The 16,394-nt window shown below is 71.4% G+C and carries 16 protein-coding genes and 1 tRNA gene; 13 read left to right on the top strand and 4 right to left on the bottom strand.

Annotation, left to right across the window (positions count from 1 at the left end; all coding sequences use genetic code 11):
• The first annotated feature begins 102 nt into the window (after window positions 1-102).
• The 13 genes from mmsA (at window position 103) to OMK64_RS12130 (ending at window position 11,935) form a co-directional block, all read left to right on the top strand.
• Complete coding sequence (gene mmsA / locus OMK64_RS12075; protein ID WP_272728630.1) at window positions 103-1,638, top strand: multiple monosaccharide ABC transporter ATP-binding protein; 1,536 nt, start codon at window positions 103-105, stop codon at window positions 1,636-1,638.
• The gene (gene mmsB, locus OMK64_RS12080; RefSeq protein WP_272728631.1) at window positions 1,638-2,819 is read left to right on the top strand and encodes a multiple monosaccharide ABC transporter permease; all 1,182 of its coding nucleotides are present in this window, start codon (window positions 1,638-1,640) and stop codon (window positions 2,817-2,819) included. Before mmsA ends, mmsB begins: the two co-directional genes overlap by 1 nt.
• 132 nt (window positions 2,820-2,951) lie before the next feature.
• On the top strand, window positions 2,952-4,136 hold the full coding sequence (locus tag OMK64_RS12085) for an ROK family transcriptional regulator (protein WP_272728632.1): 1,185 nt from the start codon (window positions 2,952-2,954) through the stop codon (window positions 4,134-4,136).
• A gap of 58 nt (window positions 4,137-4,194) precedes the next feature.
• The gene (locus OMK64_RS12090; protein WP_272728633.1) at window positions 4,195-4,974 is read left to right on the top strand and encodes an ATP-binding cassette domain-containing protein; all 780 of its coding nucleotides are present in this window, start codon (window positions 4,195-4,197) and stop codon (window positions 4,972-4,974) included.
• Entirely contained in the window at window positions 4,971-5,414 is a 444-nt protein-coding gene (locus OMK64_RS12095; protein WP_272728634.1) for a hypothetical protein, read from the top strand. Before OMK64_RS12090 ends, OMK64_RS12095 begins: the two co-directional genes overlap by 4 nt.
• A 43-nt stretch (window positions 5,415-5,457) precedes the next feature.
• Window positions 5,458-5,961: a DUF6584 family protein gene (locus OMK64_RS12100; RefSeq protein WP_308201785.1), complete on the top strand. Its 504-nt coding sequence runs from the start codon at window positions 5,458-5,460 to the stop codon at window positions 5,959-5,961.
• Between the two features lie 157 nt (window positions 5,962-6,118).
• Window positions 6,119-6,406, top strand: coding sequence for a hypothetical protein (locus tag OMK64_RS12105; protein ID WP_272728636.1), 288 nt, complete (start codon window positions 6,119-6,121; stop codon window positions 6,404-6,406).
• Window positions 6,407-6,560: 154 nt separating this feature from the next.
• Window positions 6,561-6,971: a putative immunity protein gene (locus OMK64_RS12110; protein ID WP_306469287.1), complete on the top strand. Its 411-nt coding sequence runs from the start codon at window positions 6,561-6,563 to the stop codon at window positions 6,969-6,971.
• 134 nt (window positions 6,972-7,105) lie between these two features.
• Complete coding sequence (locus tag OMK64_RS12115; protein ID WP_272728637.1) at window positions 7,106-8,842, top strand: FAD-dependent oxidoreductase; 1,737 nt, start codon at window positions 7,106-7,108, stop codon at window positions 8,840-8,842.
• Window positions 8,843-8,874: 32 nt separating this feature from the next.
• Window positions 8,875-8,994, top strand: coding sequence for a DUF8730 family Cys-rich protein (locus OMK64_RS21285; RefSeq protein WP_524536914.1), 120 nt, complete (start codon window positions 8,875-8,877; stop codon window positions 8,992-8,994).
• Between the two features lie 64 nt (window positions 8,995-9,058).
• Window positions 9,059-9,328: a metal-sensitive transcriptional regulator gene (locus OMK64_RS12120; protein ID WP_272728638.1), complete on the top strand. Its 270-nt coding sequence runs from the start codon at window positions 9,059-9,061 to the stop codon at window positions 9,326-9,328.
• Between the two features lie 87 nt (window positions 9,329-9,415).
• Entirely contained in the window at window positions 9,416-10,102 is a 687-nt protein-coding gene (locus OMK64_RS12125; protein WP_272728639.1) for a Type 1 glutamine amidotransferase-like domain-containing protein, read from the top strand.
• A 216-nt stretch (window positions 10,103-10,318) separates the two neighbouring features.
• Window positions 10,319-11,935: an LCP family glycopolymer transferase gene (locus OMK64_RS12130; protein ID WP_272728640.1), complete on the top strand. Its 1,617-nt coding sequence runs from the start codon at window positions 10,319-10,321 to the stop codon at window positions 11,933-11,935.
• A 203-nt stretch (window positions 11,936-12,138) separates the two neighbouring features.
• Here the strand turns inward: OMK64_RS12130 and OMK64_RS12135 are convergent, their stop codons facing one another.
• The 4 genes from OMK64_RS12135 to OMK64_RS12150 all read right to left on the bottom strand — a co-directional run bounded on the left by OMK64_RS12135 (window position 12,139) and on the right by OMK64_RS12150 (window position 16,353).
• On the bottom strand, window positions 12,139-12,861 hold the full coding sequence (locus OMK64_RS12135) for a DUF6891 domain-containing protein (protein WP_272728641.1): 723 nt from the start codon (window positions 12,859-12,861) through the stop codon (window positions 12,139-12,141).
• Window positions 12,862-12,974: 113 nt separating this feature from the next.
• A tRNA-Arg gene (locus OMK64_RS12140) sits at window positions 12,975-13,047 on the bottom strand.
• Between the two features lie 250 nt (window positions 13,048-13,297).
• Window positions 13,298-14,803, bottom strand: a complete 1,506-nt coding sequence (locus OMK64_RS12145) for a non-reducing end alpha-L-arabinofuranosidase family hydrolase (protein ID WP_272728642.1) — start codon at window positions 14,801-14,803, stop codon at window positions 13,298-13,300.
• Between the two features lie 71 nt (window positions 14,804-14,874).
• The gene (locus OMK64_RS12150) at window positions 14,875-16,353 is read right to left on the bottom strand and encodes a glycoside hydrolase family 10 protein (protein ID WP_272728643.1); all 1,479 of its coding nucleotides are present in this window, start codon (window positions 16,351-16,353) and stop codon (window positions 14,875-14,877) included.
• Between the last annotated feature and the right edge of the window lie 41 nt (window positions 16,354-16,394).

Genomic DNA, 16,394 nt, shown 5'->3' on the forward strand with positions numbered 1-16,394 from the left:
GTCACGCCGGACACCGCGGCCGGTCGGCGCCCCCACGAGGGCGCCGGCCGGCCCGGCCGGCGGGCCCACGCCACGAGCAACCAGAGAGGCGGTCGGACGCGGATGAGCACCATCCTCGAGATGCAGTCGATCACCAAGACGTTCCCTGGGGTCAAGGCCCTCCAGGACGTCAACCTCGTCGTCGAGCGCGGTGAGATCCACGCGATCTGCGGGGAGAACGGCGCCGGCAAGTCGACGCTGATGAAGGTCCTGTCGGGCGTCTACCCGCACGGCACCTACGACGGTCGGATCCTGTTCGAGGGCGAGGAGGTCGCCTTCGGGTCGATCAACGACTCCGAGGACAAGGGCATCGTCATCATCCACCAGGAGCTCGCCCTGGTCCCCTACCTGTCGGTCGCCGAGAACATCTTCCTCGGCAACGAGCAGCGCGGCGCCGGCGGCCTCATCGACTGGAACCGCACGAACGCCGAGGCCGCCCAGCTCCTCGCCCGCGTCGGCCTCGACGAGCTCCCCGTGACGCCCGTCGGCCAGCTCGGCGTCGGCAAGCAGCAGCTCATCGAGATCGCCAAGGCGCTGTCGAAGAAGGTCAAGCTCCTCATCCTCGACGAGCCGACCGCCGCGCTGAACGACAACGACTCCGAGCACCTGCTCGAGCTGCTGCGCCAGCTCAAGGACCACGGCATCACCTCGATCATGATCAGCCACAAGCTGAACGAGATCGCCGAGATCGCCGACTCCACGACGATCATCCGTGACGGCAGGACCATCGAGACGCTGAACATGAAGCGCGACGGCGTCACGCAGGACCGGATCATCCGCGGCATGGTCGGCCGCGACCTCGAGCACCGCTACCCCCCGCACGAGTCGACCCCCGGCGAGGAGGTGCTGCGGGTGGAGGACTGGACCGTCCACCACCCGACGCAGCCCGACCGCGTGGTCGTCGACAACGCCTCGTTCTCCGTGCGCGCCGGCGAGATCATCGGCATCGCCGGGCTCATGGGCGCCGGTCGCACCGAGCTCGCGATGAGCCTGTTCGGCCAGACCTACGGCAGCCACATCAGCGGCCGCGTCTACCTGCGCGGCGAGGAGATCCGCACCCGCAGCGTCGACGAGGCGATCGGGCACGGCATCGCGTACGCGACCGAGGACCGCAAGAAGTACGGCCTCAACCTCATCGAGGACATCCGCACCAACATCTCCGCCGCGAGCCTGCGCAAGCTGTCGCGCCTCGGCTTCGTCAACGGCAACGAGGAGATCAAGGTCGCGGAGGACTACCGCAAGTCCATGAACATCAAGAGCCCGACCGTCATGGCGCTCACCGGGAAGCTCTCCGGAGGCAACCAGCAGAAGGTCGTCCTCTCCAAGTGGATCTACACCGACCCGGACGTGCTGATCCTCGACGAGCCGACGCGCGGGATCGACGTCGGCGCGAAGTACGAGATCTACACGATCATCAACCGGCTCGCGGACCAGGGGAAGGCGATCGTCGTCATCTCCTCGGAGCTGCCCGAGCTGCTCGGCATCTGCGACCGGATCTACACCCTGGCGTTCGGCCGGGTCACCGGTCAGCTGCCCCGCGGCGAGGCCACCCAGGAGAGCCTCATGGAGCTCATGACCAAGGAAAGGGAGAACGCCTGATGACTGCGGTCGCGGGTCTCAAGGACATCTTCACGCGCAACCTGCGCACGAGCGGCATCTACATCGCGTTCGTCGCCATCATCGGGCTCTTCACCATCCTCACGGACGGCATGCTGCTGAGCCCGGGCAACATCACCAACATCGTCCTGCAGTACTCCTACATCCTGATCCTGGCCATCGGCATGGTCATCGTGATCATCGCGGGGCACATCGACCTCTCGGTCGGGTCGGTGGTGGCGCTCACCGGAGCCGTCTCGGCCGTCGTCGTCATCCAGAACGGCGGCGACTGGTGGCTCGGCGTCCTCGCCGCGCTCGCCGTCGGCCTGCTGGTCGGCGCCTGGCAGGGCTTCTGGGTCGCGTACGTCGGGATCCCGGCGTTCATCGTGACGCTGGCCGGCATGCTGCTGTTCCGCGGCATGACGCTGCAGGTGCTCGACAACATCTCGCTGTCGCCGTTCCCGGCCGAGTACCAGAAGATCGCCGGCGGCTTCCTCAACGGCATCCTCGGCGGTCAGGGCTTCGACGTCTTCACGCTCGTGATCTTCGCGCTCGCGATCGTCGGCTACGCCTTCAGCCAGTTCCGCGCCCGCCAGGCCCGCATCAAGTACCAGCAGACCGTCGAGTCGTTCCCGCTGTTCGTGCTCAAGCTGGTGCTCATCGCGGCCGTCGTCATGGCGTTCGCCTACCAGCTGTCGCGCAGCCGCGGCCTGCCGATCGTGCTCATCATCCTCGGCGTCCTGATCCTGACCTACCAGATCATCACGACGAAGACGGTGTTCGGCCGCCACGTCTACGCGATCGGTGGCAACCTGCACGCCGCCGAGCTGTCGGGCGTCAAGGTCAAGAAGATCAACTTCTGGATCTTCGTGAACATGGGCTTCCTCGCCTCGGTCGCCGGCGTCGTGTACTCGTCGCGCTCCAACGGCGCCCAGCCCGCCGCGGGCAACATGTTCGAGCTCGACGCGATCGCCGCGTGCTTCATCGGCGGCGCGTCCACCACCGGTGGTGTCGGCCGGGTCACCGGCGCGATGGTCGGTGGTCTGATCATGGGCGTCATGTCGAACGGCATGCAGCTCATGGGCATCGACCAGTCGGTGCAGCAGATGGTCAAGGGCCTCGTGCTCCTGCTCGCCGTCGCGTTCGACATCTACAACAAGCGCCGCGCGGGCGCCGCTCGCTGATCGCGCACCGGCCGGGTCCCGGCGGCGTCCGTCGCCGCGGGGGCCCGGCCTTCGCACACACATCCGACTTCCGGCCTACCGACGCGTTCGTGCTGGCCAGGTAGTCTCTGCCGCGTGAGAGGACGGTAGGCGGTGGCCGGTTCGCAGTCCTCGTTGCGTGAAGCCAACCGCAGCGCCGTCGTCGAGACCGTCAAGCGGCACGGTGGCCTCACCCAGGTCGAGCTCGTCGGTGCGACGGGCCTGTCCCCCGCGACCGTCTCCACGATCGTCAAGCAGCTGGTCTCCGACGGCGTCGTCGAGGTCCGCACGACGATCCGCACCGGTCGCCGCGCGCAGCTCGTCACGCTCGCCCACCGCGTCGGCCTCGCCGTCGGCGTGCACGTCGGGCACCGCCACATCCGCGTCGCGATCGCCGACTTCACGCACGAGGTGCTCGCCGAGCGCGTGCTGCCGATGCCCGTCGACCACCCGGTCGACACCTCGCTCGACCGCACCGCGCTCCTCGTCGTCGACCTGCTCGAGCGCCTCGGCCTCGCGATGCAGGACGTCGTCGGCATCGGCATCGGCCTGCCCGCGCCCGTCGACGACGCGACCGGCATGATCTCGGTGCGCGGCATCATGCGCGGCTGGGACGAGGTGCACGTCGGGCACGTCCTGTCCAAGCGCCTCGCGCTGCCCGTCTACGTCGACAACGACGCCAACCTGGGCGCGCTCGCCGAGAGCACGCGCGGCGCGTCGCGCGAGTACCGCGACAGCGTCTACGTGCGCGCGTCCTACGGGACCGGCGCCGGCATCGTCATCAACCACCAGCTCCACCGCGGGTTCGCCGGCACCGCCGGCGAGATCGGCCACGTCCAGGTCGACCCGCAGGGCGACATCTGCCGCTGCGGCAGCCGCGGGTGCCTCGACACCGTCGTCGGCGCGCGCGCGATCGTCGAGCCGCTGCGCGCGACGCACGGCAACCTCACCCTGCGCGACGTCGTGCAGCGCGCCCGCGACGGCGACCCCGGCTGCGCGCAGGTCATCGCCGACGCGGGCGCCGAGATCGGGGCCGTCGTGTCGGGCGTGGCGATGACGGTCAACCCCCAGTGCATCGTCGTCGGCGGCGAGCTCGCCGAGACCGGCGAGATCCTGCTCCAGCCGATGCGGGAGGCGCTGCGCCGGCGCGTCCTGCTCAACCAGATCGCCCCGCTCGAGGTGATCCCCGCCGAGCTCGGCAACGCCGCCGAGGTCGCGGGGGCCATCGCGTTGGTGATGCAGCACGCCGACGTCGACCTGGACCCGCCCCTGACCGCTCCCGAGCGGGCCGACGCATGAACCGCCCGGAGGCATGATGACTGGAACGACCGTGAAGGACGAAGGGCAGGTGCGACCGATGGCGACGACGCCACCCCGCGTGCCGCTGCTGTCCATGAAGCAGATCACCAAGAGCTTCAACGCCGTCGAGGCGCTCGTCGGCGTCGACCTGGAGGTGCACGCGCACGAGGTCGTCGCGCTCGTCGGCGACAACGGCGCCGGCAAGTCCACGCTCGCCAAGATCGTCTCCGGGGTGCTCACGCCCGACTCCGGCATCGTCGAGATCGACGGCGAGCCCGTCTCCATCACCTCCCCGTCCTCCGCGCACGCGCTCGGCGTCGCGACCGTCTTCCAGGACCTCGCGCTGTGCGACAACCTCGACGTCACCGCGAACCTGTTCCTCGGGCGCGAGCTCACCCGCGGCGGCTCCGGCCTGCGCGACGGGGAGATGGAGCAGACGACCAAGCGCATCCTGCAGGACCTCAACAGCCCCATCCCGTCGGTCAAGACCGAGCTGCGCGCCCTGTCCGCCGGGCAGCGGCAGTCCGTCGCCATCGCCCGCACGCTCATCGGCAACCCGCGCATCGTCGTGCTCGACGAGCCGACCGCCGCCCTGTCCGTCGCGCAGACCGCCGAGGTGCTCACCCACATCGAGCGGCTGCGCGAGCTCGGCCTGGGCGTCATCCTCATCAGCCACAACATGGTCGACGTGCGCGCGGTGTCCGACCGCATCGAGGTGCTGCGCCACGGCCGCAACAACGGGTCGTTCGACGCCGGGACCGCGAGCTACGAGAGCATCCTCGCCGCGATCACCGGAGCCACGAAGTACACCCAGGGCGGGGACCGGCGGTACGGATGAGCATCTTCGGTCGCCGCCCGCACGTCGCCGGGGTCGTCGGTGCCGGATTCATCGCCGCCGAGGCGCCCGCGCTGCAGACGTCGCTCCTCGCCGCGCTCACGGTGCACGAGCGGGCCGCCCTGCACCCCGTCGCCGTCGAGCTGCGCGTGGACCGCGGCCGCGGCTCCCGGCTGGTCCTGAGCGCGCGCAACGTCGTCATCGGGTTCGTGCCGCCCGACGAGGTGCCCCTGCTCGCCGCGCAGCTGCCGGCCGGGCGCGCGCTGCTCGTCGTGCCCGGCGTCCTCTACCACCGGGACGGGCTGTGGCGGCTGTGGGTCGGGCCGGAGCCTTCCTCCTTCCCCGCGCCTGCTGAGGACCTCGACACGCTGCCCGTTCCCGACCCGTCGATCGCCGGGATCCCGCTGAAGATCCTGCGGCCCAAGGACGACGACACCCCCTGACGGGGTCGAGGTTCGGCCGTGCGAGGTCCTACGCTCAGCCGCTGTGACGGTCGAGCGGACACTGGCGCGGGTCGACGAGGACCTCCGCAAGGGAGACGTGGCGATGGCCCGCACCCGCCTGCGGAGCCTCGTCCAGTCCAAGCCTCAGGACCTCCTGGTCCGCGAGCGCCTCGCCGACGTCTACCGACACGAGGGCGCCTCCGTCGAGGCCGGGCGGTGGTCCTATCTCAGCGAGGAGCGCGTCGAGCGCGAGGTCACGGCGTACGAACGCGCCTGCGGCCGTGATCCCGTCCGCATCATGCGCGGGCTGCGGTGGACCGGGACGGAGTCGGACGCCACGACCGAGGTCGCGCAGGAGCGGCTCCGCGAGGTCAAGGCGGCCGCCGAGAGCAAGGCGGGCAAGAAGCTCGACTGGTCGAGTCGCGGACGCGACACCGATGACCCGTGGTGGCAGGACGTCTTCGGCCTCGGTTGCGGTGCCGCCCTCCTGCTGGTCCTCGTCCTGTCCGTGATCGGCGCGGTGACGGTCGTCCGCTGGTTCATGTGAGACCGGATCCTTCATCATCGGGGCGCCTTGTTGAAGGCTGTGGCCAGAGCCTTCAACAACGCGCGCACCGTCGGCCCGCTGACGCCCCTGCCGGTCAGGCTGCGGCCGCGTCGGGGCGGCGGGAGCATGGGAGCGTCGCCGACGACGGGAGCGCACGATGAGCGAGCTGACCAGGACCACGACGGACCCTGACGAGATCCGCCGGTTCATCGAGGGCCACCACGCGACGCCCGCGCTGATCCGCGCCGTCTACCCGGAGGACCCGCGGATGCCCGCCGTCATCTTCCCGGAGGGCCCGAGCGGGCACGGCGCCGAGCGCGCGACGTGGGAGGAGTTCTTCGCGGCCCTCGACGCGTCGAACCTGGCGTTCCAGTACCCCCTGCCCGCCACGCCCGGCGGCCACACGCCCCCGTTCTTCGAGCTGATCCAGCGCGAGGACGACTGACGCGTCGTCGTCGCGCGTCCCGTGTCGTCGGTGTCCGCCAGGATGGCGGCGTGCCGATCCTCCCCCGCGAGCGCGACCCCCGACTCATCACGATCCGGCGCGGCGGGACGCTGACCGACGAGCACCACGTCCTGCTCGCCCGCTGGGCTCTGACGTGCGCGGAGCACGCCTCCCGCTGTTCCGGCACGAGAGCGACGACGGCCGCCCGGCCGAGGCGCTGCGCATCGGCCACGCGTGGACGCGCGGCGAGGCCACCATGCGCGACGCGCACAACGCCGCCTTCCAGGCCAACGCGGCCGGCCGAGGGCTGCCGGAACCCGCGCGGTTCGCCGCCCTGTCCGCGGGTCAGGCCGTCGCCGTCGCGCACGTCGCCGCGCACGACCTGGGCGCCGCCGCCTACGCGATCCGCGCCGCCGCGGCCGCCGCCCCCGAGCCGGAGCGGGAGGCCGCCCGGGTCGCCGAGCTCCGCTGGCAGCGTGACCTCCTCCCGCCCGAGGTGCGCGACCTCGTGCTCGACGACCAGCGCAGGCGGAACGCGATCTGCTGGGACGTCTTCACCGACTGACGTCTGACGACGGGCGAGGACACTCCGCACCTCGTCGGCGGACGCGCTGCCTCGTCGGCGGTCCCGCGGCTCTGTGGCCGGCTTCACGATCGCCCGCATTGCCCTCGCATACCCCCGGGGGTATCGTCGGGCGCATGCCCAGCACCGGTCCCACCCTCCCCGCGCAGCCGAGCGACGCCTCGCACCGCCTCGTGATCGTCGGCGGCGTCGCGGGCGGCATGAGCGCCGCGGCCCGCGCGCGCCGGCTGTCCGAGTCGGCCGAGATCGTCGTGCTGGAGCAGTCCGAGTACGTGTCGTTCGCCAACTGCGGCCTCCCGTACCACCTGTCCGGCGAGATCGCGGACCGCGACGACCTGCTGCTCCACACCCCCGCGACCCTGCGCGCGGCGCTGAACCTCGACGTCCGCACCGGGCACCGCGTCGTCGCGATCGACCGCGCGGCGCGCGCGGTGACGGTCGAGACCGCGACCTCCGCCTACGACCTCCCGTACGACGCGCTGCTCCTCGCCCCAGGGGCCGTCGCGGTGCGCCCGCCGATCGACGGCCTCGATCACCCCGCCGTGCACGCGCTGCGCACGGTCCCCGACGTCGACGCCCTGCGGCAGCGCGTCGATGCGGCGCTGGACCGTGCGCGCGACGGACGCCCACCGCGGGCCGTCGTCGTCGGCGCGGGCTTCATCGGCCTCGAGGCCGTCGAGGCGCTGGTCCACCGCGGTTTCGAGGTCGACCTCGTCGAGCTGGCCGACCACGTCCTCCCGCCGCTCGACCCCGAGCTCGCACCCCTGCTCGCCGACGAGCTCCTGGCGCACGGCGTCACGCTGCACCTCGGCGTGTCGGCCACGGCCGTCGCCGACGCGGACCCGTCGGACGCCGCGCCGGTGACGGTGACCCTCTCGGACGGGAGCGTGCTCGACGCGCACCTCGTCGTCGTGAACGTCGGCGTCCGGCCCGCGAGCGACCTGGCCCGCGACGCCGGCCTCGACCTCAGCGCGCGCGGCGCGATCCGCGTCGACGCCGACCACCGCACGTCCGACCCGCACGTCTGGGCGGTCGGCGACGCGATCGAGGTGACGCACGCCGTCACCGGCGACGTCGGCCCCGTCCCGCTCGCCGGTCCGGCGAACCGTCAGGGCCGCCGCGCCGCCGAGTCGATGCTCGGCCACCGCACCACCCCGCAGGCCGCCGTCCTCGGCACGGCGATCGTCCGCGTCTTCGGCCTGACGGCCGCGGTCACCGGCGCGAGCCAGGCGTCGCTGCGCCGGGCGGGCATCGCGCACGAGGTCGTCCACCTGCACCCGAACCACCACGCGGGCTACTACCCCGGCGCGTCGGCCGTGCACCTGGTCGCGTCGTTCGCCCCCGACGGGCGCCTGCTCGGCGCGCAGGCCGTCGGGCGGGAGGGCGTCGACAAACGCATCGACGTTCTCGCGACGGCCCTGCGCGCGGGCATGACCGCCGACGACCTCGCCGAGCTCGAGCTCGCCTACGCCCCGCCGTACGGGTCGGCGAAGGACCCGGTCAACATGCTCGGCTTCGTCGCGCAGAACGCCCTCGACGGCACGATGCCCCAGTGGCAGGCGACGGACCTGGCTGAGGTTCTCGCGTCCACCCTCGTCCTCGACGTCCGCTCCGCGAAGGAGCGCGCCGTCGCCCACCTGCCCGGCTCGCTGCACGTCCCCCACACCGAGCTGCGTGCCCGCCTCGACGAGGTGCGCGCCGCCGCCGACGGCCGCCCGATCAGCGTGCACTGCGCGAGCGGCGTCCGCTCCTACCTCGCGACCCGCATCCTGCGCGGCGCCGGCCTCGACGCCCGCAACCTCTCGGGCGGCTGGCTCACGCTCGAAGCCGTCCACCCGACCCTGTCCGCCTGACGTCGTTCGTCTGCTTCCCTGAGGAGACCACCATGTGTTACCCCGTCACCTGCCCGACCTGCGGCAAGACCACCTGGGACGGCTGCGGCATGCACGCCCAGGACGTCATGGGCTCCGTTCCGCCCGCCGAGCGCTGCACCTGCCGCCGCTGACCCCTCCGTCGCGGCAGGTACCCGTGGGGGTATCGTCGCCGCACCCCTTCCCTTGGAGATGACCATGCAGCTCGACCCTGACGAGATGAGCAGCGTCACCAACCGCCTCAAGCGCGCGCAGGGCCAGCTCGCGGGCGTCATCCGCATGCTCGACGAAGGCCGCGACTGCGAGGACGTCGTCACGCAGCTCTCCGCGGTGTCCCGCGCCCTCGACCGCGCCGGGTTCGCGATCATCGCCTCCGGCATGAAGCAGTGCATGACGCCGGGCGCCGACGGGGCGGAGGCCACCCTGGACGTCGCCAAGCTGGAGAAGCTCTTCCTCTCCCTCGCGTGACGTCCTCCGGTTGCCGCTGAGTCCGGGCGGGGCTGACAGTCTCTCCGTCGACCCGCTCTGATCTGCTGCGCGACCTGGAGGCCTGTGGTGAAGCTGCTGCTCACGTCCGGCGGGGTGACCAATCCCTCGATCCGGGGAGCGCTCGTCGAGATGCTCGGCAAGCCGATCGAGGAGAGTCACGCCCTGGTCATCCCGACCGCCCAGTGGGGTCACCCGATGTGCGGCCCGTCGTCGGTGCAGCGGACGACGGCGGCGGGGACGGGCGCCGAGCACCTGACCGGCCTGGGCTGGGCGTCCCTCGGTGTCCTCGAGCTCACCGCCCTGCCGACCATCGGCTCAGACCGCTGGATCCCGTGGGTCCGCGAGGCCGACGCGCTCCTCGTCGACGGCGGCGACGCCACCTACCTCGCCCACTGGATCCGCGAGTCCGGCCTCGACGACCTCTTCCCGTCGCTGCCCGACACGGTCTGGGTCGGCGTCAGCGCCGGCAGCATGGTCATGACGCCCCGCATCGGCGAGGTGTTCGTCGAGTGGCCGGGCGCCCCCGACGACCGCACCCTCGGCGTCGTCGACTTCGCGATCTTCCCCCACCTCGACGCCTTCCCCACCAACACCATGACCCACGCCGAACGCTGGGCGGCCGACCTCGACGTCCCGTCGTACGTCCTCGACGAGCAGACCGCGGTCGCGGTCGTCGACGGCTCGGTCGACGTCGTCTCCGAAGGCCGGTGGAGGCGGTTCGAGCCTGGACTCCCGAACGCACGGCGTCCGTAGTCGGGCCCCCGACCGGCGGCAGCATCTCGGACGGCGCGCCGACCTGGTCCGACGCGGCCGCCCCGGGTCCGGGCCCGTGACCAGCCGCATCGCGAGATGGGCGGGTTCCCGAGGAGGGAGGGGTGTCGACCGGCCCACGCGGCCGGATCGCCGAGGCGGACAATTGCCCCGAAGACCTCTATAGCGGGCGTGCCTCATCTCCCACAGACTTGCTCGATGGGCCCGTCCGACGCAGTCCCGTCGGCCGTGGCGAGCCGCTTCGACGTGCTGCTGGTCGGCGCCACGAACGTGGGACCCTCGCTCGCGGCCGAGCGGCTCCTGCGCGCCCGGCTCGGGGAGAACAGCGCCGTGACGGTGACGAGCGCCGGGATCGACGTCGCCGCCGACGAACCGGTCCCCGCACACCTCACCGAGCTCCTCGAGAGCGAAGGCCTCGCCGTCGACGCCCCTCACCCGCACGAGGTCGACGCGACGATGGTCGCGTCGGCCGACCTCGTCCTCACCGCCACCCGGCACGAGCGGTCGGCCGTCGTCCGCAAGGTCCCCGCGGCGGTCCGCCGGACCTTCACGCTGTGCGAGCTGGCCCGGGTTGCTACGTCCCTCGGCCCCTCGGCCCTGCCCGAGGGAGATGTCGCGGCGCGCTTGTCCGCGCTGGCCCAGCTCGCACCGGTGCACCGCGTGGGCACCGCCCCGCCGGTGGCTGAGGACGACGACGTCCCCGACCCCGGTGAGACCGGCCGACGGGGCTACGAGAAGTCGTTCGCCAAGGTCCGCGCCGCGGTAGACGGCATCGCGTGGACGGTGCTCACACCTCCCGACGAGCCGAGCCCGCCCCCGCCAGAGGTGCCCCGGACTCCCCCGCCCAGCCACCGCGGCCGGAACATCGCGCTCGCCGTCGTCGGATCGTTGGTCCTGCTGATCATGGTCGCCACGGGCGGGGCACTCGTCGTCGCCGGCACACTCGACAACCGGCTCGAGCGCTTCCCTGACCCTGTCGCGCTGACGGACCGACCCGCGCCTCTCCCGCCGGCCGAGGCCGGCGGCCCCGCCCCCGTCACCATCCTCATCCTCGGCTCGACGAACGACGTCCGCACCGAGGGCGGCCAGGACTGGGCCGCCGCGGCCGCCCAGACCGACATCGTCATGCTTGCGCACGTCTCCGCCGACCGGTCCAGCGTGAACGTCATCGCGATGCCCCCCGACCTCTCCGTCGACGTGCCCGGCTCGGGACCGGGGACGCTGCGCTCCGCCTTCGCGCAGGGCGGCCCGACAGGCGCGGTGCAGACGGTCGAGCGGCTGACCAACGTGCGCCTCGACCACGTCGCGTTGACCGACTCCGAGACGTTCGCCCGGGTGACCGACGGGCTCGGCGGCGTGGAGATCGACCTGGACAGCAGGCTGGTGGTCGACGGGGGTCAGACGTTCCCCGCCGGCCGTCACCGGCTCGCGGGCGAGGAGGCCCTCGTCTGGGTGCGCGGGGACGGCCTCGACGACACCTCGCGGGCGGAACGCTCGGCGGTGTGGCTTCGCGCGATCCTCGACCGCCTGGGGGACGACGACGTCCGGCGCAACCCGGCCACGTGGCTGCGGCTGCTCGGCATCATCTCCGGCTCCGTCGCCGTCGACGAGAGCTTCGACCGATCCGAGCTGGTCGGTCTTCTCACGAGCGTCCGCCACCTCGGCCCCGAAGAGGTGCGGGTGGTGCCGGTCCCGACGACGGTCGTCACCACCGCCGGCTCCCCCACCCTGGTCCCCGACGCCGCATCCTTCGGCCTCCTGATGGACGCGCTACGCACCGACACGCTGGACGAGCGCCTCGTCGCCGGTTCCTAGTCAGGGCGGCCACTCCCTCGGGTCACCCTCCCCGACTGCCGCTGCGTCGGGCCATGATCCCAGGCCGTCCGCGGCCTAGGCTCTGCGTCCCGCCACGTCCTCGAGCTCACCGCCCCCCCACCATCGGCTATCACCGCCGGATCCACTGGCCCCCACCGCCGGACGCGCCGCACCGACGACGCGGTAGGCGCGCCCGGCGCGGGTCAGACCGGCAGTGGCTTGCGCCAGTCGGAGATCGCGATCGCGATCCTCGTCTCGTGGCTGCCGTCCCAGGTCACGTCGAGCCCTTCGCTCTTCAGAGCATCCACGACCTTGTGCCCGACCTGTACGTCGGTGTGTGCGACGACCGCCGCGCGAGCGGCCTCGTCCCCCGCACGCGCGGCGGCGAGGAGATCCGGATCGGTGTCGGGTGCCGGCCGCCACGAGCTGTAGGCGAGGAAGAGCGTCGCCTGCTCGTCCACCAAACGGTCGGCGTCCTGCTGGTGGAAGAACGTGTACATCGTCTCCCGGTAGGGGTAGCCCGTGGCCGTGTCGAGCGGAGTGCGCTCGTCGTCGATCTCGTCCGTCCCGCACGTGGTGCAGCAGGTGAAGTTCATGCGAGCGACGAAGCCTTCCGACTCGAGGCGCCGGAATGCCGCGTCAAGCCTGTCGAAGTCGGAACGTCCCTCCCACGTCGCCTGCTCGGCTGACCGGCGCGACCACACCAGCTCGACGATCCTCCCGGGCGTCGGATCCGCATCGTCGAGCTCGAACGCCTCCCGTAGGCGTTCGACCGCTTCGGACCGCGTGAGGAACCCGGGGAGGACTGCTTGCTCGGCGATCTCGACGAGGTCCGCCTCTGTGACCTCCTCGTCCGCGGGGACGCCGTCGGCGGGACGCGGGACAGGGGTCGTGTTGCGCCGGCGTAGCCGGTCCAGAAAACTCACGGCTCCGTGCTACCGGATCGACGGGTGCGTCGCAACAACGTCGCGCGTGATCAGCCGTTCGGCCCGGCAGCCGCCGCTCGCAGCAGTGAGCGCAGATCCTCGCTCTCTCGGTGTGCGCCTGGGCAGATTCGAACTGCCGACACCCGCTTTAGGAGAGCGGTGCTCTATCCCCTGAGCTACAGGCGCTCGGGCTCGGTGAGCCCGTGCGTCGTCGGCAGCCCGGAGCGTGCCGACGCGGTGGTCAGCCTACCGGCACGCCGAGGCGCCGGGCCGTCCGCTCGCCGGTGGTGCGCTGCGCGCCAGCCGGACGGACGCGCGAGCGACCGACCAGAGAGGGCGGGATCCCCACAGGGAGCCCGCCCTCTCCGTTCCGCGTCACCCGGGTGATGCGTCCGTGCCCCTCAGCGACCCCGGAGGCGACGCGGTGGTGCGACCGTCAGCGCTGCAGCGTCAGCAGGCCGGGCCGGTACGGCAGCAGGCCGTAGTCGCCACCGGACGACGGCGAGCGGCCCTGGTAGAGCAACTGCAGGTTGCAGGGGTCGATGGTGTTGGTCTGGTCCGCCGAGGTGCGGATCAGCTCACCGTGGCTGATGTCGTTGGTCCACGTGGCGCCGCTGTTGGCCTTGCCGGCGAAGGGACGGCTCTCGGTGGCGGCCTGTGGGGTCCACGTGCCGTTGAGGCTGGTGGCGGTGAACGAGCGGAAGTACCGGCCGTTGGCGCCGATGGCCTCGACGATCATCAGGTAGAGGTTCTGGTCCTTGACCTTGTACACCTGCGGCGCCTCGAACAGGTTGTTCGTGGTGTCGCTCATGACGACGGTCGAGGTGGACCCGAACGATCCGGGGAAGTTCCCGATCGGCATGCTGGCGCGGTAGATCTTGCCGTTGTCGCCGGCGAAGAACAGGTACATGTTCTGGCTGTCACCGATGATCGTCTGGTCGATCGGGCCGGTACCGGAGCCGGTGATGGAGCCGGAGAAGAGGGTCTGCGGCGCGGACCAGCCGTTGGGGTTCGTGGGGTTGCTCGAGGTCCGGTAGGAGAACGCGGGGCCGCCCCACTGGTAGGCGAGCACCCAGATGTTCTTGGGCGCGAAGTAGAACAGCGAGGGCGCGACCGTCCCGGACGACATGGCGTTCTGCGACGCCGAACCGAGCTGGGAGAAGTTCGAGACGAGCCCGAAGTTCATCGAGCCCCACGAGGTGCCGAAGTCGTGCGTCGTCGCGTAGACGAGGTGCTGGCCGTTGTACGGCGCGGTTGTGAAGTCCTTCAGCGAGGCCCAGCCTGACCGCGGCTGCGCCAGCGCACCCGTCGACGACCAGCGGTAGGTCGACGGTAGCGAGCACTGACCGGTGGGCGGCGGCGTGGTCGGGTTCGTGCCACCGCCGAGGCGCACGAGCTGCCACTGCTGGTTGGCGCCGTTCCAGTCGGAGTACTGGACGACGGCGGCACCGTCGGAGCCGGACGCACCCTGCACCTCGACGGCCTTGCCGCTGTGCCGGGCGATGAGCTGGATGTACCCGTCGATGTCCTGGATGCTGAACTGCTGGTTCGTGGAGTTGGCGTCGGACCACTGGATGACGGCGGCACCGTCAGCCGTCGAGCGGCCGGTGATGTCGAGCACCTTGCCCGACAGCTTCGACTTCAGGCGGTAGTAGCCGCCGCCGGAGTCGACGAACTGCCACTGCTGCTGGGAGCCGTCGTTGCGCGCCCACTGCACGATCTTCGCGCCGTCGGTCGTCGCGAGGTTGTAGACGTCGAGCGCCTTGCCGCTGCTGCGGTTGACCAGCACGTACGACGCGTTGGTGTCGATGGACGCGGCGTGCGCCGGCGGGGACGCCGTCACCGCGGCGACCAGGCCGGCGGCCGCGAGGCTCAGCACGACGAAGCCCGCCTGCAGGCGTCGTCGCCCGCTCACGGCGAGCGTTCCTGGGGTCGTTCTCATGTGTCCCACTCCTTCGGGGGTCTCGGGGGTGGGGTGCCAGGTCGGCACCCCACCCCGGTGCGAGGTGTCGGTCAGCCGACGCGGACGAGCTGCCACTGCTGGTTGGCACCGTTCCAGCTCGTGTACTGGACGATGTTGGCGCCGTCGGCCGTCGAGGCGCCCTGCACCTCGAGGGCCTTGCCGCTGTTGCGGCTGATCAGGGTCGCGTAGCCGTTGCTGATCGTGACCCGCCACTGCTGGTTGGCGCCGTTGTTGTCGGTCCACTGGACGATCGCGCCGCCGTCGGCGGTCGACTTGCCGGACACGTCGAGGTTCTTGCCCGACAGCCGCGACTTCACCTCGTAGTAGCCCTCGCTGTTGAGCTGGAACTGCCACTGCTGCTGGTTGCCGTCGTTGCGGGCCCACTGCGTGATCCGGGCGCCGTCGTTGGTCGCCAGGTTGTAGACGTCGAGCGCCTTGCCGCTGTTGCGGTTGATCAGCACGTACCAGGCGCCGGCCTCGATCGAGCCGCTGCCACCGGGGTTGCTCGTGCCCGCGTTCAGGGCGTTCAGCACCGAGGTGTACGCCGCCTTCTTGTTGCCCGACGCGTCGAACAGCAGCGGGTTGGCGCCGGTGCGCCACGAGTCGGAGTCGCGGACGCCCCAGACGGTGATGCCCGTGCAGCGCGCGACCGCGAGGCACGCGTTCGTCACCTGGGCGTACGCGTTCGCCTGGTTGCTGCCCTGCTGGATGTCGAGCTCGGTGAGCTGCACCTCGACGCCGAGGTCGGAGAAGCGCTGCAGGTTCGCCTGGAAGTCGCTCGGCATGCTGGTGCCGAGGTGCGCCTGGAAGCCGACGCAGTCGATCGGCACGCCCCGCGACTTGAAGTCGCGGACCATGTTGTAGACGGCGGTCGACTTCGCGTTGATGCCGTCGGTGTTGTAGTCGTTGTAGCAGAGCTTCGCGCCGGGGTCGGCGGAGCGGGCGGCACGGAACGCGGCCTCGATCCAGTCGTTGCCGGTGCGCTGCAGGTTCGAGTCACGACGGCTGCCACGCCCGTCGTCGGCGAACGCCTCGTTGACGACGTCCCAGGCGTAGATCTTGCCGCGGTAGTACGACGCGACCTGCGTGACGTGGTTGATGAGCGCGCTGCGCAGCGCCGAGCCCGACATGTTCTGCATCCACCCGGGCTGCTGCGCGTGCCACGCGAGCGTGTGCCCGCGGACGCGCTTGCCGTTGCTGAGCGCCCAGTTGACGATGCGGTCGCCGTTGCTGAAGTTGAAGCGGCCCTGCGACGGCTCCGTCGCGTCCATCTTCATCTCGTTCTCGGCGGTGATCATGTTGAACTCGCGGTTCGCGATGTTGATGTACGTGCTGTCGCTCATCCGCCCCGCCGCGATGGCGGTGCCGTAGTACCGGCCCTTCTCCGCCGCCGACGCGCCGAGCGTCGACGCGGCCTGCGCCGGGCTCGCCACCGCGGCGAACGTCGTGAGCACCAGGCCGGCCGTGGCCGCCAGCGCCGCGACCCGTGGACGCCACCCGTGGCGTCGGGTCTGGTGGTTCGTGTGCATCGTCACTCGCTCTCTGCCGGGACGGCGCACCGGCGCGCCGT

This window comes from Cellulomonas fimi (assembly GCF_028527925.1).
Taxonomy (GTDB): domain Bacteria; phylum Actinomycetota; class Actinomycetes; order Actinomycetales; family Cellulomonadaceae; genus Cellulomonas; species Cellulomonas fimi_C.